This is a genomic window from Effusibacillus consociatus (genome assembly GCF_042652925.1).
Lineage (GTDB): Bacteria > Bacillota > Bacilli > Tumebacillales > Effusibacillaceae > Effusibacillus > Effusibacillus consociatus.
On sequence record NZ_JBHSHC010000128.1, the window covers coordinates 36,762 to 60,385 of the forward strand.

Annotated in this window: 19 protein-coding genes and 1 pseudogene; 2 read left to right on the forward strand and 18 right to left on the reverse strand. The window is 45.9% G+C overall.

The window, feature by feature from the left end:
- Positions 1 to 103 precede the first annotated feature (103 nt).
- Both ACFO8Q_RS18775 and ACFO8Q_RS18780 read left to right on the forward strand, forming a co-directional pair.
- Entirely contained in the window at positions 104 to 1,039 is a 936-nt protein-coding gene (locus ACFO8Q_RS18775) for a M23 family metallopeptidase (protein ID WP_380027875.1), read from the forward strand.
- 55 nt (positions 1,040 to 1,094) lie between these two features.
- Positions 1,095 to 1,352, forward strand: coding sequence for a DNA alkylation repair protein (locus tag ACFO8Q_RS18780; protein ID WP_380027877.1), 258 nt, complete (start codon positions 1,095 to 1,097; stop codon positions 1,350 to 1,352).
- 56 nt (positions 1,353 to 1,408) lie between these two features.
- Here the strand turns inward: ACFO8Q_RS18780 and ACFO8Q_RS18785 are convergent, their stop codons facing one another.
- From ACFO8Q_RS18785 to ACFO8Q_RS18870, 18 genes and pseudogenes are all read right to left on the reverse strand, one after another.
- Positions 1,409 to 2,353: an NAD(P)-dependent oxidoreductase gene (locus ACFO8Q_RS18785; protein ID WP_380027879.1), complete on the reverse strand. Its 945-nt coding sequence runs from the start codon at positions 2,351 to 2,353 to the stop codon at positions 1,409 to 1,411.
- Between the two features lie 608 nt (positions 2,354 to 2,961).
- Positions 2,962 to 3,498: a chromate transporter gene (locus ACFO8Q_RS18790; RefSeq protein WP_380027881.1), complete on the reverse strand. Its 537-nt coding sequence runs from the start codon at positions 3,496 to 3,498 to the stop codon at positions 2,962 to 2,964.
- Between the two features lie 25 nt (positions 3,499 to 3,523).
- Entirely contained in the window at positions 3,524 to 4,108 is a 585-nt protein-coding gene (locus ACFO8Q_RS18795) for a chromate transporter (RefSeq protein ID WP_380027883.1), read from the reverse strand.
- Between the two features lie 102 nt (positions 4,109 to 4,210).
- A complete protein-coding gene (locus ACFO8Q_RS18800) occupies positions 4,211 to 7,198 on the reverse strand; it encodes a molybdopterin-dependent oxidoreductase (RefSeq protein ID WP_380027886.1) in 2,988 nt (995 codons plus the stop codon).
- Positions 7,199 to 7,312: 114 nt separating this feature from the next.
- Complete coding sequence (locus tag ACFO8Q_RS18805; protein ID WP_380027889.1) at positions 7,313 to 8,866, reverse strand: 4Fe-4S dicluster domain-containing protein; 1,554 nt, start codon at positions 8,864 to 8,866, stop codon at positions 7,313 to 7,315.
- Between the two features lie 247 nt (positions 8,867 to 9,113).
- Complete coding sequence (locus ACFO8Q_RS18810) at positions 9,114 to 10,856, reverse strand: adenine deaminase C-terminal domain-containing protein (protein WP_380027891.1); 1,743 nt, start codon at positions 10,854 to 10,856, stop codon at positions 9,114 to 9,116.
- Between the two features lie 140 nt (positions 10,857 to 10,996).
- Positions 10,997 to 11,896, reverse strand: coding sequence for a PaaX family transcriptional regulator (locus tag ACFO8Q_RS18815; RefSeq protein WP_380027893.1), 900 nt, complete (start codon positions 11,894 to 11,896; stop codon positions 10,997 to 10,999).
- 114 nt (positions 11,897 to 12,010) lie between these two features.
- Positions 12,011 to 13,603: a benzoate-CoA ligase family protein gene (locus ACFO8Q_RS18820; protein ID WP_380027895.1), complete on the reverse strand. Its 1,593-nt coding sequence runs from the start codon at positions 13,601 to 13,603 to the stop codon at positions 12,011 to 12,013.
- A 377-nt stretch (positions 13,604 to 13,980) separates the two neighbouring features.
- Positions 13,981 to 14,955, reverse strand: a complete 975-nt coding sequence (locus ACFO8Q_RS18825; RefSeq protein WP_380027897.1) for a beta-ketoacyl-ACP synthase III — start codon at positions 14,953 to 14,955, stop codon at positions 13,981 to 13,983.
- Positions 14,956 to 15,034: 79 nt separating this feature from the next.
- A complete protein-coding gene (locus tag ACFO8Q_RS18830; protein ID WP_380027899.1) occupies positions 15,035 to 16,798 on the reverse strand; it encodes an adenine deaminase C-terminal domain-containing protein in 1,764 nt (587 codons plus the stop codon).
- A 17-nt stretch (positions 16,799 to 16,815) separates the two neighbouring features.
- The gene (locus ACFO8Q_RS18835) at positions 16,816 to 17,586 is read right to left on the reverse strand and encodes an enoyl-CoA hydratase/isomerase family protein (RefSeq protein ID WP_380027901.1); all 771 of its coding nucleotides are present in this window, start codon (positions 17,584 to 17,586) and stop codon (positions 16,816 to 16,818) included.
- Between the two features lie 141 nt (positions 17,587 to 17,727).
- Positions 17,728 to 18,546: a methyl-accepting chemotaxis protein gene (locus tag ACFO8Q_RS18840; RefSeq protein ID WP_380027903.1), complete on the reverse strand. Its 819-nt coding sequence runs from the start codon at positions 18,544 to 18,546 to the stop codon at positions 17,728 to 17,730.
- A 4-nt stretch (positions 18,547 to 18,550) separates the two neighbouring features.
- A complete protein-coding gene (locus ACFO8Q_RS18845; protein WP_380027905.1) occupies positions 18,551 to 19,573 on the reverse strand; it encodes an NAD(P)/FAD-dependent oxidoreductase in 1,023 nt (340 codons plus the stop codon).
- 55 nt (positions 19,574 to 19,628) lie between these two features.
- Positions 19,629 to 20,078 (reverse strand): acyl-CoA thioesterase, encoded by a 450-nt coding sequence (locus ACFO8Q_RS18850; protein WP_380027907.1) that lies wholly within the window; start codon positions 20,076 to 20,078, stop codon positions 19,629 to 19,631.
- Between the two features lie 17 nt (positions 20,079 to 20,095).
- Positions 20,096 to 21,658 (reverse strand): benzoate-CoA ligase family protein, encoded by a 1,563-nt coding sequence (locus ACFO8Q_RS18855; RefSeq protein ID WP_380027909.1) that lies wholly within the window; start codon positions 21,656 to 21,658, stop codon positions 20,096 to 20,098.
- 113 nt (positions 21,659 to 21,771) lie between these two features.
- A complete protein-coding gene (locus ACFO8Q_RS18860) occupies positions 21,772 to 22,569 on the reverse strand; it encodes an enoyl-CoA hydratase/isomerase family protein (protein ID WP_380027911.1) in 798 nt (265 codons plus the stop codon).
- A gap of 29 nt (positions 22,570 to 22,598) precedes the next feature.
- Positions 22,599 to 23,381 (reverse strand): enoyl-CoA hydratase-related protein, encoded by a 783-nt coding sequence (locus ACFO8Q_RS18865; protein ID WP_380027913.1) that lies wholly within the window; start codon positions 23,379 to 23,381, stop codon positions 22,599 to 22,601.
- A gap of 11 nt (positions 23,382 to 23,392) precedes the next feature.
- Positions 23,393 to 23,624 (reverse strand): annotated as a pseudogene (locus tag ACFO8Q_RS18870) (Phenylacetic acid catabolic protein); the annotation flags it as partial.

The window sequence follows — 23,624 nt, forward strand, 5'->3', positions numbered from 1 at the left end:
CTCCCCCATCTGTCACATACTTGTATATGTTTGAGTTCGAGGAAGCCCTATAATTTTCCTCTCAAGAAAAAAATTATATTTCCATCACAGTTGGAGGTTCAGGATGCTACGAAGAAGAATGGGACTTTTATGCGGGATCCTGGCAATTCTTGCAGCAGGCCGGGCACACGCCGGAAACGCTTCACCCGCAAGAGAGTCGGTTCACATTCTGCTTACACAAGAACGGCAGCTCCAAGAACAGGTAAAAGTAGTGCACCGGCAAATCCTTGATGTGAATGAGAAGCTGAAACAAATTGATGAAAGGATCTCTGAACAGAGCGGACAAGCCAGCACATACTCTTTACAAAATCAGCAAACAGTCAAAGCAATGACCGAAAAATACAGCATCGTCTATCTTCCTTTGGCAATGGCGTCCCAAATACCGGTATGGTCATGGAACTGGGAGGAACGTGAACAAAAGAAAAGCCAATTGGCTTTGCGTGAACAGGCAATCAAGGAGAAAGAACAACTGCAAACAACAGAGAAGCAGCTCCGCGAAAAATTGCGCACAGTATCTGACAGCATTATGAAAGCAACGGGCAAAGTTCAAAAAGAAGGTTCGATTGACAACCTGGATCTTGAAAAATTGGCCAGTCTCTTGGCATGGCCGGTACCCGTTTCAAAGGAGGTCACTTCCGACTACGGCTGGCGAAACCTCAATGGGAATGTGGAGTTTCACACAGGAATTGATGTGGCAGCCGATCTCGGAGATCCCATTCACGCGTCTGCTGACGGTGTCGTCTTATTTGCCGGCTCCGCACAAGGCTTCGGAAACTGGATCGTCATACGCCATGAACAAGGGCTGATGACGATCTATGGACACATGTTCCGAAACGGCATTCAAGTGAAACCCGGTCAAACGGTGCGAAAGGGAGATCTTATTGGAAAAGTGGGGTCTGCAGGTCAATCTTATGGTCCTCACCTGCACTTTGCCGTAGCAACCGGAATGAAAAGCGGTTCAATGGTAACGGTCAACCCGTGGAGTTTCTTGGAGCAGTAGTATCAAATGGTGCATTTTTTACCAATACTATCGAAAAAACGAAGGAAGTGTCAGAATGAGCGCACCTTATTTATGTCCAAACTGCCGAAGCAACCGCACTCGTTTCGCCATTTTGGAGCAAGTGCCCCAATATGTAAAATTGGATCCCAACTCCGGGGAAATCGTGGAACAATATGACAGAGAGCATCTGGATCCGTTCCATATTCCCTACCAGGGAACCCCCCGGCGTATCCAATGCGGGGTTTGCGGGTTGGTCGAAGATGAACAAACGTTTGTTGCGCTTGCTCAAACCCAACCCAAAATCCCTCGTTGAAAACAACCAGCCCGCCTCAGGCGGGCTTCAGATTTTACTGTGTCAGCCAAATCGCATCATACCGCTCCCAATGGCGGCTGACCCGACAGCACCCGGTCGATGTCACGGAATATAAACTCCGCAACTCTTTGGCTTGATTCATGCGTAACCCCCGCTATATGAGGAGTGAGAATCACGTTGGGAAGCAGACGAAAGGGATCCTCGGGAGCCGGAGGTTCCACCTCCCTTACGTCTAAAATCGCGAACCGTTGTGGAGATTGTTCCAGACAGGAAAGCAAAGCCCGTTCGTCAATAATGCCTCCCCGCGATGTATTGATGATCACCGCAGTCTCTTTCATGACCGACAGTTCCGGATGGCCGATCAGGTGATGGGTGGCCGTTGTGAGAGGGACATGAACGGAAATATAATCAGACATCCGGCAAACATCCTCCAGAGAAGTTAAATCCACCCCAAAATCCTGCACCAACATGTGGGAATTTGCTATATAAGGATCATAGGCAACCACATTCATCCCAAAAGCGCGAGCCCTGATTGCCAGACGCTGACCAATATCCCCGACCCCTATGACTCCGAGTGTCTTTCCATGCAATTCGTGTCCCATACAATTCTTTCGATCCCATAAACCCGATCGGGTCAATGTGTCGCAGGCGCTCAAGAATCTTGCATGTTGAAAAATGCCGGCGATGACATATTCAGCAACGGAATTGGCATTACAGCCTTTAGCTGCAACCACCACTACCTCCCTTTCTCGACAAGCCTTCAGATCAATGTTATCAAGCCCGATTCCCAGTCTCCCAATCACTTTGACATTTGGCAAACAATTTAACAAATCGCGGTCAACCCTGGTTCGGTTTCGTACCACCAATGCCCGGATTCCCGGTGCAGCAGACCTTATTTTTTCTAGCTCATTACAGAGAGAGGGCTCCTGAATCACTTGATATCTTGAAGAAAACCAGTCAGGCAGCTCACACCACAAATCTTCCACGATCAAAACCGCCACTCGCCTCCCCCCTTCCCTATTTTTGTATTCGAACCCTGCTGGATTGTTCGTGCTTGTGAAAAAATGGGCAACTGCTCACCAGGCGGTTTGAACTATAAAGATCGCTTATTCATTCCATTAGAAAGTGCGATTTCTCTGAGAGTCGGAAAGGTGATAAGATCAATTCAACAAATCAATTTAACAAAAACCGATCAAGAAAGTAGGGATTAGGATGAGAGTGAAGAATTTCGCAAAAGGTGTCGCATTGGGGTTACTTGCAGTTCCCGTACTGCCTGTACTGGTTGCCAAGAGCATCGCGGAAAACATTAAGTTCAAGTAAAGGAGCATTACGTTGAAATCGTGGTGTAAAAAGAAATAAGCCACCTCTAAGGTTTCCAACCTTGGACGGTGGCTGTTGATTTAAAAACCTGATGAGAAATTCAAACGTCATCTTAATCGAAATGCCAAGTATGGTATAGGCCATGATCCGCTTTAACCACATGACCTCCCCTCATAACTGTCAAATTGAACGCATTAATCAAAAAATCAGTTAACACACAATAAATATTATATTGCAAGTTTTCAGTAAATTTAATAGAATCTGATCATTCTATTCTCCAATGTAATCTTCAAGTAAATAGAATCATCCCCGTAATCCCTGACGCAATCAAGACAAAAACGGGATGAATGCGTGTAAAGAAGAATAAGGAAAGAGCAGTTGTAAAGATAAGGAGATAAAACGGCTGTATCCCCTGCTCACCGCCTATCATTCCATTTCTCATTGCGAATAAAATTGCAGCATAGAAGATCAGACCCGTTATTACAGGTCTTAATCCGTAAAATGCTGATTTTACAACGGGATATTCCTGAAGGCGGAAAAAAAACACAGCGACCAGTAAGATGATGAGAAGGGAAGGAAGGACCATTCCCAGAATGGCCGCGGCAGCCCCTCCTATACCCGCGACATTGTAGCCGATCATGATAGCACTGTTTGTTGCAATCGGACCTGGTGACATGCCCGCAACCACGATAATGTCCAGCAATTGTCCCGACGTCATCCAGCCTTGCGCGGTTACTTCGTGGTCAATCAGGGGGAGCATCGCGTAACCGCCGCCAAAACTGACCAACCCAATTTTGAAAAAAGTGAGAAACAAATCGAGTAACATATGGCAATCTCCCCTAATGACCTTTTTACCGGAGGCGGTTTTTGATCATTCGCAGCCCAATCCCGCACAATCCTCCCGATAGGATGGTGATGATGGGATGAATGTGGGTAAAGAGCATAAACCCGATGGTCAGGAAAACAATTGTGAACGTTGTTTTGTCAATAACGGCTGTTTTCCCGATTTTATAACCTGCATATATGATTAAAGCCACGATACTGGGACGTATTCCCATAAAAGCCGCCTGCACAAGAGGATAGTCCTGGCGTCCCAGTAAAAGCATTGCGAATGCAAGTAAAATCAGGAAAGTAGGGGATATCGCTCCCGTCATTGCCGCGATTGCTCCCGATACTCCAGCAAGCCGAAAACCAATGAACGTTCCGGAGTTCACTGCGATAGAACCGGGTACAGACTCAGAAACCGCAAAAATATCGGCAATTTCTTCTGATTTCACCCATTTCTTTCGCTCCACAAATTCTCGTTCCAGGAGTGGAATCATTACATATCCCCCGCCGAATGTGAGCGGACTGATTTTGAAAAACGTCCAAAAAATCCCCCACAACATGCGGATTCGATCCACTTGCGCCAGCGTCTGTTGTCTTTGTTCAGACATAAACTCACCTCCCCCTGGGACACCGATGGAAGGGCGTGGCGAGGAAACACCCGCCAGCCGATCCATCGTCTCACTTCAGGAAACGATTATGAACATCCAAGTTTAGGATTGTGTCTTTATCCTCTCTACTGCAGGATCCTCTTCGTTAGTTTCGATTGGTTGTACTTTGTAAAGATCCGGGTGCGGTTTTAACGGACGCATTAACCAGTAGGGACGGCGCATCCCGTCAGGACCGGGAGCGGGACGAGTGAGTTTCATCCAACGTTGAAAGATTTGATAGGACTTGTTTGTGTCTACGAAAATATCGCCGTAGTTTTCACCGGGGGCTGCTTTGGTGACCCGCACTTTGTGATGCCAAGCGTGCATCCCGCTGATTGGATCAGGTTGAACCGGATGAATCAGGTTCTGGTTGACACCGCCTTCCTTCCACCAGATCCTGGAACTGTCCGGATCGCTGCTCTTAAATGGGGTGACACCGTGAATTTGTGTCATATTCCATTGACCATTTTCCACACTGATACTGACCAAAGAAGAGTTCCAACGGTCACTGCCTGAATCTTCATGCAGCCGCCAACGTCCCAGATGGTGGGAACAAGCGACAACACCAGGGCGAATCGCTTCCGTTGCCCATACACGATCGACAAAGAAACCAATCTCAGTCTCCACTTTCACTAAGTCCCCTGTATCGACACCTATCCGCTTAGCATCAAGCGGATTGATCCAGACGGGGTTGTTATGCGAGATCTCGTAGAGCCACTTCGCCCCGTTCGTTCGTGTGTGGATCAGAGTCGGCAATCGGAAGGTGGGCAAGAGGTCAAACTCCAACTTCTCATGGTCAATCTGTGACCAGTGAACTTGACTGGTAATGTGTATCATTTTCTCTCGTTCTATTGCATTTCGCGGGTAGATTGGGATTGCATACTCCGGCCAATTCCAGTCACGCAGTGTGGTGGAAAAGAACTCTAACTTGCCTGAGGGAGTTGGAAAACCCTGCTTAACTTCTCCGTCCACCTCCATTCCGACGCGAATTCGCCCCAAATGATCCTTTTGCGGACTTGGGAAGGGACGGAAGTTGATTTTCTTTGGCCCTTTTGCAGCCCAAGCGTTCCCTTTGTCGTCGATTTCTTCAATTTCGACACTCTCCGCCACTTTCCACTCGTGTTGTTCGTACACGTCTTCCGTGATCAGGAAGGAACCGTAGCGGCGCATATATTCAAGGGGAGTTAAACCCTCTTTAGCGGCTGCTTCCGGCAGACCCGGTACAGAGTTCTCAAAAATCCAGCCGTAGTATTCATCAAGAGTAACCTTCTTACCGGGTCGGTACGGGGACTCAAAATGCTTCCTTATTCCGAGACTTCCATCCGGATCGATCCGCCAGGACATTTCAATCCAAAACTCCGTCTCTTCCCATACTTCCCCAGGATTTGCCTCGTGCGTAAAATTGATGTTTTCCCCCATTCGTTCCTTGGCAACCCGAAGAACAGGCTGTCGAAAACCGATCCACTGTGCAGCGTGAGTCTCATAGCTGTGCAGGTCATGACGTTCCGGACCAAGTCCCATCGGCAAGACGTAGTCCGCATACTGGGCGCTTTCACTCCATACAGGAGTCAAACAGATATGCATGCCCACCCTGGATTCGTCAGAAAGGGCTTCGATCCACGCAAAACCATCAGGATTAATCCAAACGGGGTTATACACCCGTGTGAAGTATACATCGAGCTTTTTGTTTTGGTGCTTTAACAAGTGAGGAAGCAGAAAACTCAATTCAAAGTGAGTAAGCGGGAATTCAAGCGGGAAATGCAGTTCATTCCACTCTCTGACGGGCTCCGGTTCGGAGGGTGGCTCCGGCACAAATTTGGTCCAGGCACTAGGAATCGTTCCCCCTTTTGTTCCCACTGCACCGACCAGAACACTCAGGAAAAAGAGACTCCGTGCAACCATCCAGCCGCCGATATGACCGGCAGCCGCATTTCGCCAGATGTGGGAGGCAAACGATGGACCTGCCGCAATGATTTCATCGGCGATCTGTCCAAAGATTTCTTGTTTGATCCCGGTTTCTTTTTCGCCCCATTCAGGAGTATAGCCGGAATAGATTAGTTTCAATGTGCGAATAAAATCTTCAAACGAATCACCCTCGGGCATTTTGCTGAGAAAGCCTGTATCGATTAGGGAATACAGATATTTTTTATCTTCCAGAAACTCTTGCCAATTCACCCAGCGGCGCAAAAATTCAGGATTGTACCCGTCTTTCTGTAAGATTTGGTTTGCAATGACAAGCAACATCCCCGCTTCTGTCCCCGGCCAGGGAGACAACCAGAAATCTGCTTTGGTGGACGTATTGGACAGACGAGTATCAACCACTGCGATTTTGCACCCATTTTCCTTCGCCTCCATGATGCGCTGGGCATGGGGATTAAAATAGTGTCCGGACTCCAGATGCGAACTCATCATTAAAATGAACTTTGCATTCGAATGATCAGGATTCGGACGGTCCATGCCCATCCACATTGCGTATCCAACTCGAGCAGCGGAGGAACAGACGTTGGTGTGGGTGTTCTGCCCGTCAACGCCCCAGGAAGCTAACACGCGCTCCACGTATCCATCTTCACCGTGTCGCCCAACATGATACACCACTTCGTTTCGGCGGCCCTCCATAATGGCCTTACGAATTCGGCCTGCAATATCATCCATCGCCTGTTCCCATGAGACCCTTTCCCATTGACCCGATCCGCGAGGCCCCGTACGCTTTAGGGGATATAAAATACGGTCCGGATTGGTCACTTGCCCTATAGTAGCCGGTCCTTTCGCACAGTTTCTCCCCCGGCTGGCAGGATGAACCGGCTGGCCTTCAAGTTTGCGAATTTCTCCGGTTTCCTTATCAACGAAAGCGGTTAGTCCGCAAGCAGCTTCGCAGTTAAAACAAACAGTCGGGACCAGCAGATAAGATTTCTCAACCCGTCTTGGCCATGCAAGGGGATCGAGTTCTTTCCAATCATCCCACTTTTCTGCCGGAGGAAAGGATTGCAGCCCGGCAAATCGGTAAAAATCCCGTTCTCCCTCTGTCTTCTTTTCCTTGTCACTCCACGACATTATCGGTTCCCCTCCTGCAGGTACCCATCAAAGTGAAGAGGAGCATCGCTCTCTCCCGAAAGCGTGATTCCGAGTACTTTGATGGGGATCCAAAATATTGAAAGCGGTAGAACATCAGCTTAACGGTACGGATTGGCCGGCCTGTACGTATGCATGTTCATAAGCCATGAGACCGATCAAAGCCAGAGTTGCACCGATCCCTAAGAGCGGCAAACCGCCAACATAGAGCAGAATAAGCGGTAAGACTGTACCTGCGATAACACCGGTCCAATAGAATTTCCTGAAATGCCCAAATGTCATGTGATAAGCTGCTTTTGCAGCATCCGCCGTCATATGGGGAATCACCATTTCGCTGATGACCAAAATCAGATGGACAGCAAGCGATCCGAACAGACTCCAACGCACCCACGGCATAGCTGCTTCCGGAAGAGGAAAGGCGAGATTGAGCAACAACATTACACCTGCCCCGGCAAGAATCGCCTGAGCAAATAAGTGAAGGGGCAATAGCGGGTTTTGCCACAAATCACGGCCTTTCGCTTGTGAGAACAAGAAAGCGGTATAAATGGCCGTAAAGGTGGCGAGAATGAACCCCGGCCAACGAATCGCGGCCAGCAGAGTGTCAGAAGCCGTTAAACTGCCTATGAAATTTATTCCCAGTATGATCGAATATCCCAGAATGATGTAGGCCCCGCGAGTCAACCAGGATTTCCATTGGGGACGGGTTAACACGCGAAGGAATCGTTTTGGATGAGCAAGGTCACCCACAAGAAAGGCTCCGGTTAAGCCAAGGAAAAGACCTGCAATGAGTGTTAGAGCTATCTTCCAGTCCATGGTAAACGAAACACCCGCCTGGCTTATTACCGCAAACATCATGAATACACCGGCTGATATGGACTTGGTCCAAGTGTAGGCGGATACCCGCCAGTCCCATGGTGCCTTGTGCGGTACATCGTAGGCAACAATCGCTGCAGCGGCGCTTTTTCCGGCTTGTCGGCTGAAGGGCTCCTCAAGTACCGGATATTTTTCTTTCTGCTCAGAAAAGAGGTGCATGGCCGTGTATCTGGCCGCTGACGGATTCAAAGTATAATCGCTTGCACCCTTGTAGAAAACTTTTGGATTTGTACCTTTCTCAGGCTTGCGTACGCTCGTTTTGTCCCGGGCGACAATTTTGGAAACTTCACTGTTCGGATCGTTCAAGTTTCCGATAATAATCGCTTCTTCCGGACAGACAACCACACAGGCAGGCTCTAATCCCTGTTCAATTCGGTGAGCACAGAAGTTACACTTTTCCGCACTGTTGCTTTCCGGGGAGATATAAATAGCATCATAAGGACAGGCCGCGATGCATGCTTTGCATCCAATACATACATCACGGTCAAAATCCACTATACCGTCCGAGCGTTTGTACATCGCCTCCACCGGGCAGATCGGGACGCACGGGGCGTCTTCGCATTGATTGCAGCGATTGATCTGAAAATGCCGGTTGACTTCCGGAAATATACCAACCTCTACCTGTTTCACATAGGTTCGATTCACGCTCAGTGGAACTAGATGTTCGGATTTACAGGCAGTGCTGCAGGCATGACATCCGATACATTTATCTTGATCAATTACTTTTCCCCACTTGATCTCCTCAGGTACCGTTTCAAGCGTGATAAGGGATTCCATGCGTCAACTAAACCTCCTCCGTAAAAGCTGCTTCTCGTAGATTCGTAACGATCTGTCGATCTACTCGATTACCCCGTGCCTCTTTCATGAGTCTGTCTAATAATAGGGTACTCGCATGGAACCATTTAGTCTAATAGACGTGTTTTATCCTAGAAATAACGTTCGCTTATAAAAGACTAAAAAGATCGACTTTTCGGACATTATAAAAAACGACAGCATCTCTGCGGTCGTTCTTTCGCTTTCGTCCTTAAGCTTTTCGATATTTAGGCGGCCTTATGATCTTCCCGGTCTTTACATGCAGAACACCTTCCGGTGTCAGCCGGACTTCCGGCAGGTGTGTGGAGGAGATAAACAGCAATGTATAGATCGGATCGTAATGTGGATATCCCCGCTCCTGCAGCAGCTTTTCCAACAACAGCACCTGTTCGATCAGATCGTCCATATTTTGCGCGGTCATTCCGCCGGCAATCTCCATCTCCATTTCAAACAGGACCTTGCCATCTTCGACCAATACAATGCCGCCTCCAATCTCAAGAACCCTGTTCACCGCCTGGGCCATCGCCGCCGGATTCTGTCCTGCAGTGAATATTCCTTTGGAAGCGGTGTAGGAGCTTGCAAGTCCATCCAGACGATTGGCAAATCCCTTTAATGCTGCTTCGACAATGAAGCTTCCGTCCCGCCCAAATAATGCAGCATGCATGGGCGCAGCTACTTTGATAGAACCGTTATCGTGAGCGGGCTCGGTTTCCAAACGGGTGATGGCCGGATTTTCCAGCCGGATGATTGGCAGTTCGCTATCAACAGTAAAATCTGCCTCTGTAACGCGCCAATTTTCTCTGGATTTGTGCAGCCCATTCTCTTCCCAATCCAGCTGGGGCCATTCCTGCAGCAGTTTCCCGTCTCTTGCCATCCAACTTCCTTCGGCAAGGACTCCGATCGGTGTGGGCCGATCCAGAGCCTCCAGGATTAGTATATCTGCCAAACGTCCGGGGGCAATTCCCCCTATTTCTCCGTCCAGTCCATAATAAGTTGCCGGATTGAGAGTCACCATTTGATACGCGGCAATCGGATCCATTCCTGCTTCCAGCGCTACCCAAAGCATGTCATCGGTATACCCTTCTTTCAGGAAAGCGGGTGTGGAACCATCCGTTGTCATCATCATCCGGTTGGTGTCGCCTTTATAATCGGCAAGCCCTTTTACAATCTCGGGCAGGTCCGGTCGAAGCGAACTGTAGCGAAGCGTTGTCCATAGTCCAATTCTCAGCCGTCGAATGACTTCTTCCACGGTGATCGCCTCATGGTCAGCGGTCACCCCTCCAGCCGCCAACATCGACAGTGTCTCTAAAGATGCCCCCGGCAGATGGCCCTCCACCCGTTTGCCGATCGAGAGGGTGTACAGCAAATTCTCTGCCATTTGCCGATCACCGGCCAAAAGCTGCGGCCAGCCTGTTAGCTCACCGCCTTGAACAACCAGAGGATGGGCCAGCAACCGCTTCATTCGATCCGTTTCAAAAAACCGCTTGAATTCATCCGAACGAGTTTGCGGATCCAGCCTCGCACTCCATAGCATTTTCACCGGCCAGGTTCCCATCTCGTCCATCATGCGGATAAATATATCTTCCTCTACAAGCAAATAAAGCCCCATGTTATCATTCACCAAAGTTGTGGTGCCATGGGGAAGAACATACCTTGCCAACGAATCAGGATTATATAACTGAAACGGATGACAGTGCGGCTCAATATACCCGGGACAAAGATAACGCCCGGTAAGATCGACTACTTCCGTATCAGGTCCCACCATTTCGGCCGAGAGCCCTACATAGGCGATATGTCTGCCTTTTACCGCCACATTCGCTTCCTGTAATTCTCCCGTATATACATTAATCACAGTAGCTCCCTGCAAATACACATCCGCTTTGACCCTTCCTTTTGCCACTCCAAGCAAATCCATATAGCTGTCGACAGCCAATGGACGCAATCTTCTTCTCATTTACCGGCGCCCCCTTTCTTTATAGATTACCAATAAATGTACTAAATGACCATTCAGTATGTAATATTTATTGAAAAAAACCGACTGGTACACCTGCCCACCGCTTTTCCGGGCGCTTGGCGTATCAACCGGTTTAACTGCTATTCCACGAAGTGCATAAGCCCTGTTACATGCATTTCAGTAAAGGGATTAATCGCCTTTTCCCGGTTATAAACCGATGGATCGGCACCCTGTTGAAAGCATTCTTCGAAGAACTTGACCGCTCTGACAGAAATTAACTGATGAATATTCCAAAACAATTCACGAGCCTTGATGCCGCTCCAGTTAGGCGGTAAAAGATCCAGTGGAAAACCGGGATCTTTAAAAAGGAACTTCCGGTATTCATGCACCAAAGCCGTACGCTCGATGAAACATTCCCGATCGGTGAGAGTGTTGTTCCATGCTCCTTCTTTCAATCGCTCATACTTTATCCCGTAATGTTCGATAAATTGTTGATATTCCGTCGCGATTTCTTCCAGATTCCATCCACGTTCAATGATTTCCTTATGATCATGGGAGATAATGGAACTGGAACTGAAAAGAAAAGTATAAGGCTCCAACCGATAAGCTTTTACGATCTCCATAATCTGTTCTTCCAACGGGTTTGGACTTACCCATGTACTGTTAGAAATTAAACCGCATCCCGTCCAAGACAATTCTTTGCGCAGCTGATTTCTTAAATCTCTTTTTTCTTCAGGCACGGAATAGGTAAAGATCCTCCAATAACCATCCCACTTGTGATTGCGAATGGAATAGACCCGCCTTACCCCCTCTTCGACTCTCCGTTTGGCTTTGTCAGTCAAAGAGTAATAGCTTTTGTTGCCCACCTTCCTCACCTTTAACAGTTCTTGGTTTACCATGCGAAGGATGGCTCCCCTTACGGAAGATTCAGAAATCCCAAACTCTGACATCAGCCGAATTAAACTTCCAACCCAGATTTCTCCCCCGTAATATTGAATATAGTCCCCATATAGCGTAAACATTAGAGATCTCGGTTTCATCCTGTCACCCTCATAGCAAGAATACGAGTATTTATAAATATAGGTTAAGTGAAACAGATTGCTTTTGCAAGGGCAGTACTATATGGAGTTAAACAACTCGATTTTATTTATTATTCAGACACTTGCAGGCACACTGCTTAAACTTTTTCTCAATTTAAAACGTTGAATCTTTCCTGTTGCCGTTTTGGGAAGCTCGTCTACAAATTCAATCATACGCGGATATTTGTAGGCAGCCAAATCTTGTTTTACAAACTCTTGCAACTCTTTTTTCAAACCGTCAGAGGGGGTTATCCCCTGCTTGACTACGATATATGCTTTTGGATGGACCAGGTTGTTTTCAATCGTGACTCCCACGACGGCCGCTTCCAGTACAGCATGGTGCTTCAGTAATGAATTCTCGATCTCGATCGGAGAGACCCAAATTCCACCTACCTTCAACATGTCGTCTGAGCGGCCGCAATACCAAAAATACCCTGACTCGTCCATGAGATATTTGTCCCCGGTATGAAACCATTCCCCGTAAAACTTTTTCTTGTTTTCTTCGTGCAGATTCCAATATCCATGAGCTACGCTGTCACCTTTAATGAAAAGATCCCCTATTTCATTCGCTGACACAGCCACCCCGTGCTCATTTACAATCTTCGCCTCATAACCGGGCACCACTTTTCCTGAGCTTCCTTCTTTTATATCCCCAATGTTATTGGATATAAAAATGTGCAAAGCTTCGGTGGAACCAATCCCGTCCAGTATATCAACGTCAAACAGTTGCCTCCACTTTTTCAGGATGGGGCCGGGCAGAGCTTCTCCAGCCGAGACGCATATACGAAGGGAGGATAAATCGTAGTTTCTCCCACAACGTTCGGCAAAATCGATCATAGTTCCATATAAAGTGGGAACGCCAAAGAAAATGGTCGGCCTGTATGTTTCTATGGTTTCAAACACTTTTTCCGGAAGGGGACGCTCAGGCATCAATACGGTTGACGCCCCACATCCCAGGGGAAAATACATACCGTTACCCAAGCCATAGGCAAAGAAAAGCTTTGACGCTGAGAAGGTGACATCCTCTTCGGTCATTCTGAGAACTTTTTTAGCGTAAGAGTTAACTGCAAATTCCATATCATGGTGTAAGTGAATCACTCCCTTAGGATTTCCGGTGCTTCCTGAACTGAACAGCCAAAAAGCCTGATCATCGGAAACCGTAAGAGCGGCATGCAGATCAACCGAATCACTCGACATCCATTCCCGGTAATCAAGAGTACCTTCGTCTTTAGACGCGAAACCGTTTTCATCGATCAAAACAACATATTGCAAGTAGATAAATCTGTCTTTTAAATGACTGATCGTGTTCCAGAGATCGATATGCGCGATCAAGACCTTAGCCCGGCTGTTATTTAAGAAATACTCATAATCGTCCGAATGCATCATCGTATTCACCGGGATCGGTACGGCGCCGATTTTGAGAGCTCCGTAAAAAGAAACGATAAACTCGGGGGAATCGTGACAGAGAAGGAGTACTCGGTTTTCCATTTCTACATGTAATTGCTTCAATCCGTTTCCGGTTTTGTTCACCATTTCTTGCAGTTCTTTGTAACGAATTTGCCGGTCTTTATAATAGATGGCAACTTTATTGCCCCGGCCCTTGTCTACGTTGTCATCGATAAATAGTTTGGCAGCATTATAAGGAACACCAATTCCTCGAAAATTCATAAGCAACCAACCTTTCCACCGCAATTAAATGTCTGTTAGAAATGGTTACCCAATCACCTATATTCCTTTCCATACAGGGGTTCTTTTTCCAAGATCGCACTTAATCCTTCCTTGGCATCTTCAGAACGGAACAACATGTTCTGCAATTCCCCTTTCCGCAATCCCGTTTTCCTTTTTCAAAGTGATATATTGCTTGCTTTTTACCTCATGAGCAACAGTTGACATGGTTTTCGCCTCCTCAATATCTTTTTATTTCTATCGTCTACAATACATAATATAACGAATTTATTAAATATTTTCAATATTATTGTTCAGTTAATTTTAGAATTTTTCTATCTCTACACATTCATTTCTATAGATTTCTCGTTTTTTCATATTCAATATTCGAAAAGCAGTGATCCCCAAACCAAGCCCCCGCCAAATGCGGTGAGCATAATCGTGTCTCCCCGCCGAATCCTGCCGTCTTTTACTGCTGTGTCCATCGCTAATGGAATCGTGGCAGAAGAGTTGTTTCCGTAGTATTTGATTGTATTGATCACTTTTTCTTGATCGAAATCGAGGTTTTTGGCGACCGCCTCGAGAATCCTCTGGTTCGCCTGATGAGGGATTAACCAGTCTATGTCTTCCGCTGTGTACCCGGTTGTTTCCATGGTTTCCTGTACTGTCTGTGACATTGCGTTGACTGCCAGTTTAAAGATTTTATTGCCTTCCATCACGATTTTTGCTTTTGTTTCTTTACCAGCCGGGTGACGGCTGCCTCCTTCGGGAACATATAATCGTTCAAAATGCTCGCCTGCACTATGGATAGATGAATGGATAATACCTTTTTCATCTGAAATTTCACTGCGAGATACAACCCATGCGCCTGCGCCGTCCGCAAACAGAATGCAGGTGGATCGATCCGTGTAATCGGTAATCCTTGACAACGTATCGGCTCCAACAACCAGAATATGTTGATGCCTCCCGTTCTTCAAAAATTGTTCGGCAATATTAAGAGCAGAGATAAAACCTACACACGTAGCGCCCACATCAAATGCTCCCACATTCCGACAGCCAAGTCTGTGTTGAAGCTGACAAGCAACCGATGGAAAAATATGGTCCGGGGTTACGGTGGCGACAACCAGTAAGTCGATGTCCTCCGGGGATAAGTTTGCATCCTTCAATGCGGCGGCAGCAGCCTGAAACGCCAAATCGGAAGTTGCCTGCCAGGAAGCCGCAATGCGTCTTTCAGAGATTCCCGTTCTGGTTATGATCCATTCGTCCGAGGTATCGACCATTTGCTCGAGATCCCGATTGCTTAACCTTTGTTCTGGTACATAGGAACCGATGCCGCTAATGACCGCTTTATACATAAAGAACCACCTCATAAATTTATTATCATCATATCATATCATTTATTATTAGTACCTAGTACCAAAACAACAAACTTTATCACCTGAGCGGTGTTGCAGGCCTAAGAATCTCATTTGTCTTAACATCCAACAGACCGAAGGGCACCAATCGCAAACCGGGAAGAAAGTCACAAGTTAAAAAAAGCAAAGTATACAAAATATCATGGAATGGGTAACCGTGTTGCTTCATAACTGATAAGAACGTATTTTGGTACTCTACTGCTTTTGCAAAAGAAGGATCGGTTGTCATCATTCCTGTTAACGGTAAAGGAATTTCCAAAATCACTTCTCCTCGTTGCACAATGGCAATTCCCCCACCCATTTCATGAACCCGTGAGGCAGCCAATGCCATCGCTTCAGAATCTCTTCCTATGACAAGGAGTTGGGTTGTTGTGTTGTATGTGCTGGCCATCCCGTCAAGATCAGATGCGAAATTTTCCAGCACCCCTCTTGTAATCCACCTTCCCTCCCTGTCAATCAATGCAGCATACATAAGTCCGGAATGATTCGAAATATCCGCATATCCATTTACAACAGGAAACTGGATCTCTTTTTTGTGTGTGATGACAGTGCTGCGGAAACTAATTACCGGCACAGGCTCACTTGAAGTGAAATGAGGAAGACGATACAATTCCGGATCCTCAAGGGCTGATTTTTCTATAGAAAAAGGTTTCTTGACCATATATTTGTTCCAATTCACTTCCGGAAGAGGTATGTTCAATTCTCCGTTTGAGGCTGCCACTTTTCCTCCCGCCATAACCAATTCCGGTCTGAAGTGTATTAAGTCCGGCAATATAAGAATGTCAGCACGGCGAGCCGGTGCAATTCCTCCAATATGCTCATCCAAATGGAAGAAGGTGGCCGGATTGATCGTTACCATCTGGATGGCTTCCATTGGTGATAAGCCCAGTTCAACCGCTTTTCTTACCAAACCGTCCACAAACCCCTCCTCTTCAATAAATGCAGGATGAGGACCATCAGTCGTCATCATGATTCGGTTCGTCGTTACTTTCTTCTCTGTGATCATCTTAATGATTTCCGGTAAATCCGGGCGAAGAGAACTGTTTCGCAATGTCGTCCACATACCCAACCGCAAACGATCCAAAGATTCTTTAGTCGTTATCGCTTCATGACAAGCGCTAATTCCCGCTGCAACGATCGAATTCAATTTGTCATACGAGCATCCTGCAGTATGCCCGTCCGATATTTTTCCAATTTCCTTAGTATATTCCACCGTGTCAATCAGGAAAGGATCACCGTTGTACAAAAGCGGCCAGCGAGTCACTTCCGCTGTTCCCAACACTTGCTCAAGTCCCAGGAAATCACGAATATCTTGTTGATTAAACCATTCCCTTTCTCCGAGAAAATCCGCTTGTGAGACCAGACGGGCCAGCCAGAAATGATTTCCCGGAAGCTGCTCCAAGTCTTCCAACAAGTTTTTAAAACCTTCGGCACCCATATACAAATAAAAAAACAAATTATCGTTGACGGTTGTCGTTGTTCCAAGGGGGACTACTTTTCCGACGAAACTGATCGGGTTGTATACAACCCAAGGATGAGCGTGAGGTTCAATAAAACCGGGCGAAACATACTTTCCTTCCGCATTGATTAATTTGGTATCCGGACCAATCGCAGCTTCACTTTCTCCGACATAAGCAATCCGATCTTTGTAAATCGCCACATTATGCTGCAGGAATTCCCCGGAATAGACATTGACTACGGTTCCGCCCTTTATGAAAATATCAGCATGGCGACGGCCTTGCGCAACTTCAATCAGTTCATAACGAGTCGCTTCCGATTTCACTTCGATTTTCCTCCATCTCAAGAATTTTTCCCGACAGGTGACCGCTTTTCAAGGAAGGAACGAAGGCCCTCTTGTGCATCGTCGCTTTGAATCAACTCCCGGAAGTAAATCTGCTCCACCTTGCCGATTGATCCCGCAAACGAAGATGCCATCGCTTCACGAACGGCTTTGCGAGTCAAACGGAGAGCCACTGTACTTTTGCTTCGCAGATTAGCCAGGATTTCTCCAACATTCTTTTCCAAATCCTCTTCGGATACGATCCGGTTCACGAACCCCCACTCGTAGGCCTTGCGGGCATCTATCGTTTCACCAAGCAAGAGCAATTCCATCGTTCGGTTGAAACCGGTCAACCACGGAAAAATCACCGCCGACACAGGTGGAAAAAGAGCCAGATTGATTTCCGGTTGGCCAAATTTGGCCTTTTCCGTAGCAATTACAAGATCGCAAAACGCAGCAAGCTCAAATCCTCCTCCAAGCGCCACCCCGTTGACGACCGCAATCGTTGGACAAGGGAGCTCGACCAAGAGATGGAACATCTTGTGAAACAGGTGAAGCATCGGCTCCGCCTTTTCTCCCATATGATCTTCCACAGCCACTCCTGCAGAAAATGCTTTTCCCTCCGAACTGATTGCCAGGGCATGCAAATTGTTGTCTTTTCGTATCGATTCAAGAGCGTCAACGATTTCCTCCATCATTTGAATCGTAAGCACGTTGACCGGCGGCCTCTTCAATATTAGACGTGCTGTGCCCTCCTGCTTATAAAAGTCGATAGTTTCATAACTTTTCATATCGATTGTCCTCCCGATCTATATTATTATTATGTTTTTATAATTATCGTTTATAATACATAATATAAAGATTCAAAAATTTTCTGTCAACCTAAAATAAGTAAGTAAACAGCACCTTCAGGTGCTGTTTACTGGTACCGTCTATTTTTCCTGAAACACTGACATATCTGATAACGTTTGAGCCAAGTGATTCAATTCTTGGATCGAAGCCGCTAACTCTTCCGTTCCCGCGGCATTGTCCTGGATGAAGCCCGTCAATGTTTGAATATTATCCACCATCAAAACAACTAAGGATTGGATTTCCTTCAACTGGAAATCTATTTTTTTAGTGGAGTCACCGGAACGCTCAGCTAAATTTCGAATTTCCCTCGCCACCACAGAAAATCCCTTTCCATGTTCTCCTGCATGGGCAGCCTGAATGGAAGCATTCAAACCCAGAAGATTGGTCTGGGAAGCGACCTGAGAAACAAACTGGGTCACCTCTGAGATCGTTTCCATTTTATCTCTCACTGTAAAAGACAAATCAGACATTTTTTCGTTAACAGCCGCCAGTTGTTGGGAAGCGGCCGCAATCGACTGAGCCCCCGCAGAAATTTGTTCCACCATGGCGGCAAGGCTTTGAGCAGCTTGAGCTATCTGATCATACTTCTCTGTTGAAATCCCGATGGAAATGCAACCCACCGCCTTGCCGTTTTCAATCAGCGGCAGACATACAGCATTGTGGGCAACACCGTAGAGTTCCTTATTCCCCGGTCGTACGATTCTTCGTTTTTCTTTAAGAGCGACACCAGTCAAGCTCCCCTCCCTGATAGGATCTCCGACTTGGATCGCCATTTTCAACCGTTTGCCGGGAATGGAGACAATAAATTCTTCCGTATCCGAAATACAAAAATGGCAGTCTTCCAACATAAGTTGGCTGATATACGGAGCTACGGCAACAAAGCTGTCTAATAAGGACATTGACTCAAGCCTCTATTAAGCTGGGTTTTTTTAAATCCATAGAACTGCTGTGACCCGGTTGTACCTTAGCTTCAGGATCAATGTAAGCTTTTGCGTTATTTACCGCTGTTGGGGCTTCACCGAAACCGACCGCAATCAATTTCACTTTACCCGGATAGGTAGCAATATCCCCGGCTGCATAAATGCCTGGAATATTCGTTTCCATCTTCGAGTTCACGACAATGCTTCCTTTTTCCAATTCCAGGCCCCATTCCTTGATGGGTCCCAAAGAGGAGACGAAACCAAAGTTCACGATCACAGCATCCACTTCAATCGCTTTTTCTTCTTGTGTGTTGCTATTGTAGATAACCAACTGTTCGATCGCGTCTTCTGTCCCTATGAGATCTTTTATTTCATACGGGGTTAAGACATTTACCTTGGAACTCATCAAGTTTTCCACGCTATGTTCATGAGCGCGAAACTTATCCCGGCGGTGAACGATATGCACTTCTTTGGCAATTGGTTCTAACATTAAGGCCCAATCCACAGCTGAATCTCCGCCGCCTAGAACAGCAACACGTTGACTAGAGAACCTATTTAAGTCATTCACAAAGTAGTGAAGATTTTTTCCTTCGTAATTGGCTGCTTTAGGATGTTCCAAACGTCTTGGCTCGAAAGCTCCTACTCCTGCTGTGATAATGATAGACTTAGAGTAGTGAATGCCCTTGTCCGTTGTTACTTCAAATTTATCTTCCAACTTTTGCACATCCAAAACACGCTCTTCAAGGGTGATTGTCGGTTCAAATTGCATCGCTTGTTCTTTTAACGAGTCAACCAATTCTTGAGCACGTACCTTGGGGAATCCGGCCACGTCATAAATATATTTTTCAGGGTAAAGGGCCGCCAATTGACCACCTAATTGCGGCATACTTTCGATTATTTTCACACTGCAATGACGCATACCTCCATAGAATGCGGTAAAAAGACCGGTTGGACCGCCACCGACAATGGTAATATCATATACCTTTTCATCACAGTAAAAATTCATTTTATGACCTCCGTGAACATTGGGGATGTTGATTGTCCCCTTAAGATGATGTTAGTTAAGCACTTAACCATGGATTGATTTGATTGTTTTCAACGAGTCGATCTTCCCGAAGGATGTTCTTAACATCTTCAGGAATGGGAACAGCTGATATTTTACCTTCCAGTTCCTGAACCCATCCACGAATCTCATAACCGTAACCGGTTCTGGTGTCGCCACGATGCACTTCGTGATTTAACTTGATTGTTTTATTGCTAATTTCTGAAACAACTGTTTTGATCGTAATAATATCATCGTAATACAACGGTTTTTCAAACGTACACCGAACATCCAGAAGAGGAAGAATAATTTGCTTGGACACAGCAAGCTCAGAGGGTGGCAACCCAATGCTTCTAAAAAATTGATGCCCGGCAATATCAAACCATTTAAAGTAATTAGGGTAATAAACGATTCCCGCCTTGTCCGTATCTCCCCAGTTAACACGCATTTGGAATTCATTTCGTCTCATGACTCAATCCCCCTTACTTAACCCACTCTGAGCTTAAACCGTTGAATCTTGCCTGTCGCTGTTTTTGGAAGTTCATCGATAAATTCAATGATACGAGGATATTTGTAAGGAGCTAATTGTCGTTTCACAAACTCTTTCAATTCAATTTCCAGTTCTTTAGAAGGATGGACACCCTGTTTTAAAACAACATAAGCTTTTGGCTGTACAAGATTGTGGTCATTAGTTTCACCAATGACAGCTACTTCCAAGACCGCTTCATGCTGCAGGAGAGAATTTTCGATCTCTATTGGTGATACCCAGATCCCGCCGACCTTTAACATATCGTCTGAACGACCACAATACCAATAATATCCATCCTCATCTACGTAGTATTTATCCCCCGTGAACAGCCATTCTCCATAGAACTTTCTTTTATTCTCCTCATGGAGGTTCCAATAACCATGAGCAACACTATCTCCCTTGATTAATAAATCCCCTATTTCATTTGGTGGAAGAGGGATGCCATGTTCATTGGCAATTTTAGCTTCATAGCCAGGAACCACTTGACCGGAACTTCCTGCTCGAATATCTCCGATTCTATTGGATAAGAAAATATGAAGTGCTTCTGTTGATCCAATACCATCTAATATATCCAGATTAAACAGTTCTTTCCATTTTCGGATATATGGAGCCGGAAGGGCTTCACCTGCAGAAACACAAATTCTGAGTGACGAAAGATCAAAGGTTTTCCCATTTCGTTCCATAAAATTGATCATTGATCCATACAAAGTCGGTACTCCAAAAAAAACAGTAGGTTTATATTTTTCAATTATTTCAAAGACATTTTCCGGAAGGGGACGTTCTGGCATGAGTATCGTTGATCCCCCTGCTCCTAATGGAAAATACATTCCATTCCCCAATCCGTATGCGAAGAAAAGTTTCGAAGCAGAAAAAGTGATATCATTCTCGGTCATCTTCAAAACTTTTTTAGCATAGTTATTCAAAGCACATTCCATATCATGTTGTAAATGAATCACACCCTTTGGATTTCCCGTAGAACCTGAACTGAACAACCAAAAAGCCGGGTCGTCATAGCTTGTACGCGCTGCGTCCAATTCTCTATCTGCTCTCTCCACCCACTCCCTGTAATTAATTGAATTGTCAGAATGATTATCGTGTTGAGAAATAACAACGATATGTTCAAGATAAAGAAAACGCTTTCTTAAATGACTGATTTTTGCCCAGAGGTCTTCATGAACAATCAATACTTTCGCTCGACTATTGTTAAGAAAATATTCATAGTCAGCGGGCTGCATCATCGTATTCACAGGTATGGGAACCGCTCCAATTTTTATTGAACCGAAAAATGAAGCAATAAACTCCGGTGTATCGTAACACATTAGAAGAACCCGACTTTCGAGCCCAATATCCAGTTGCTTCAATCCATTCCCCACTTGATTGACTTGATCTTGCAACTGTTTGTAAGTTATTTTTTCATCTTTATAATAAATCGCAACTTTACTTCCCAATCCTTTGTTTACATTTTCATCAATAAACTTAGTGGAAGCATTGTATTGTAAACCGATACCTCGCAAATCCATCTGTTTATCATCACCTTTACGTAAGTTGTGAAAAACTAGTGGAAATACAGCAATATCGATTGTTGGAACCGATATTGCTGTATTAGGTGCATTATTAACTATTGTTTCTCAACTTATAGTCCCTTCCAATTTGGCTCACGTTTTTCCAGGAAAGCGCTGAGTCCTTCTTTTGCGTCTTCGGAACGGAACAGCAGGTTCTGAAGCTCACCTTCATAACGGATGGCCACATTTAGCGGCATCTCTTTGCCATTCATAATCGATAGCTTGATATTGGATGCAGCATACGTTGCACTGTTTGCAATCTTTCTTGCATATTCCAATGTCCGGGCGCGAGTTTCTTCTTGCGGGAACACTTTGTTGACCAAGCCGATTTCCAATGCTTCCTGTGGGGTAAGCGTATCTCCCGTAATGTTCATATCCAAAGCTCGAGAATGTCCAATCAAGCGAGCTAAACGCTGGGTTCCGCCCGTTCCGGCCAATACCCCAAGAGTGATTTCGGGAAGACCGATCTTACCCGCTTGATCCCCCATGAAGCGAAGGTCGCAACCGAGTGCCATTTCCAGACCGCCGCCAACCGTATGACCTTCCAGGCAGGCAATATAAATTTGTGGAGAACGGGCGATTTTGTCCAATGTTTCATTGCAGAACAAGCAGAATTGAGTCTTAAAGCGGGGTTCTGCCTCTTTCAGAAAGTTAATGTCTGCTCCTGCGGAGAAGAACTTCGGCATGTCACTCATCAAGACAACTGCCTTGATCTCGGGATCAAATCGAATCTCGTCAATCGCTGCATTCAATTCTTTGTAAAAGTCTAGGCTGTAAGCGTTTGTTTTGTTTACGTGCAAATGAATTTCTGCAATCCCATTATCTTTTACCAACGTAAGATTTTGTTTTTTCAATGTCTCAACTGTCATTGTAAATCCCTCCTGGTTTAAGTGGATAATTATTCTCCTGTATAGATCGGTAAACGTTTTTCCCTAAATGCAGCTAATCCCTCTAAGCGATCTCGAGTTGGAATCGTTTGTTGATAATAGCTCCATTCCGCTTTCAGTCCATTTTCTAAATGATCAGCCTCATAACTGTGAATCGCTGCTTTTGACAATCGAACAGCGACAGGTGCATTTTTTGCAATCTCACCAGCCAATTCAAGCGCTTTCTTTTCAGATTCACCGACGTGACAGACCTGTTCAATCAAGCCTATTTTTTCAGCCTCATCCGCACGTAATTTTCTGGCTGTAAAAATCAGTTCCTTTGCCTTCGCCACTCCTACAAGCTGGGAGAGCCGCTGTGTGCCCCCTGCCCCGGGGATAATTCCCCATGAAACTTCCGTTAGACCAATTAACGCATCCTCTTCCATGACACGCAAATCACAAGCAAGAGCCAGCTCACATCCCCCGCCTAGAGCCAATCCTTTAATTGCCGCGATGGTAGGCATCGGCAGTCCTGCAATCTGATGAAACGTTTCTCTTAACAGCTCTACATAGGAAACAATTTCAATTTCGTTCATCGTTTGTCTTTCTTTTAAATCAGCACCGGCACAAAAGGCCTTGCTCTCCCCTGCTGAGAATACCACTGCGCGAAGAGTTTGATTCTTTGCTAAAATATCAACATGATAAGCCAGATCTTCAACCAAAAAGCGACTAAGGGCATTGGCCCGACTGGGATTATTGAGTTTTACAATTGCAATTTCATTTTGATAGTCTACTAGAATTCCGCTCGACGACATCTTTTTCTCCCCTAACTCATATGAACAACGGCTTTTTGGGGGATCAATTCTCCAATTTGATCCTGGAATTGGTTCACAAGGTTGGACTCTTTCAACAGATACCCTTCCTTTACAAGTTCCGTTGTATTCTCAATGGTGCAGAGCCACTTTTCTGCCTCCGGAATCACTTGATCCAACGCTTCCCGGAACTTGCGCGGTACGGCCCCTTTGTCTTGCCGCAACTGCTGCGCCCAATTCCGTGAG

Excerpts from the sequence above, each read along its gene's own strand:
- ACFO8Q_RS18775 (WP_380027875.1), top strand. The coding sequence starts at position 104 with ATGCTACGAAGAAGAATGGGACTTTTATGCGGGATCCTGGCAATTCTT.
- ACFO8Q_RS18780 (WP_380027877.1), top strand. The coding sequence starts at position 1,095 with ATGAGCGCACCTTATTTATGTCCAAACTGCCGAAGCAACCGCACTCGT.
- ACFO8Q_RS18790 (WP_380027881.1), bottom strand. The coding sequence starts at position 3,498 with ATGTTACTCGATTTGTTTCTCACTTTTTTCAAAATTGGGTTGGTCAGT.
- ACFO8Q_RS18795 (WP_380027883.1), bottom strand. The coding sequence starts at position 4,108 with ATGTCTGAACAAAGACAACAGACGCTGGCGCAAGTGGATCGAATCCGC.
- ACFO8Q_RS18800 (WP_380027886.1), bottom strand. The coding sequence starts at position 7,198 with ATGTCGTGGAGTGACAAGGAAAAGAAGACAGAGGGAGAACGGGATTTT.
- ACFO8Q_RS18805 (WP_380027889.1), bottom strand. The coding sequence starts at position 8,866 with ATGGAATCCCTTATCACGCTTGAAACGGTACCTGAGGAGATCAAGTGG.
- ACFO8Q_RS18810 (WP_380027891.1), bottom strand. The coding sequence starts at position 10,856 with ATGAGAAGAAGATTGCGTCCATTGGCTGTCGACAGCTATATGGATTTG.
- ACFO8Q_RS18815 (WP_380027893.1), bottom strand. The coding sequence starts at position 11,896 with ATGAAACCGAGATCTCTAATGTTTACGCTATATGGGGACTATATTCAA.
- ACFO8Q_RS18820 (WP_380027895.1), bottom strand. The coding sequence starts at position 13,603 with ATGAATTTTCGAGGAATTGGTGTTCCTTATAATGCTGCCAAACTATTT.
- ACFO8Q_RS18825 (WP_380027897.1), bottom strand. The coding sequence starts at position 14,955 with ATGTATAAAGCGGTCATTAGCGGCATCGGTTCCTATGTACCAGAACAA.
- ACFO8Q_RS18835 (WP_380027901.1), bottom strand. The coding sequence starts at position 17,586 with ATGAAAAGTTATGAAACTATCGACTTTTATAAGCAGGAGGGCACAGCA.
- ACFO8Q_RS18840 (WP_380027903.1), bottom strand. The coding sequence starts at position 18,546 with ATGTCCTTATTAGACAGCTTTGTTGCCGTAGCTCCGTATATCAGCCAA.
- ACFO8Q_RS18845 (WP_380027905.1), bottom strand. The coding sequence starts at position 19,573 with ATGAATTTTTACTGTGATGAAAAGGTATATGATATTACCATTGTCGGT.
- ACFO8Q_RS18850 (WP_380027907.1), bottom strand. The coding sequence starts at position 20,078 with ATGAGACGAAATGAATTCCAAATGCGTGTTAACTGGGGAGATACGGAC.
- ACFO8Q_RS18855 (WP_380027909.1), bottom strand. The coding sequence starts at position 21,658 with ATGGATTTGCGAGGTATCGGTTTACAATACAATGCTTCCACTAAGTTT.
- ACFO8Q_RS18860 (WP_380027911.1), bottom strand. The coding sequence starts at position 22,569 with ATGACAGTTGAGACATTGAAAAAACAAAATCTTACGTTGGTAAAAGAT.
- ACFO8Q_RS18865 (WP_380027913.1), bottom strand. The coding sequence starts at position 23,381 with ATGTCGTCGAGCGGAATTCTAGTAGACTATCAAAATGAAATTGCAATT.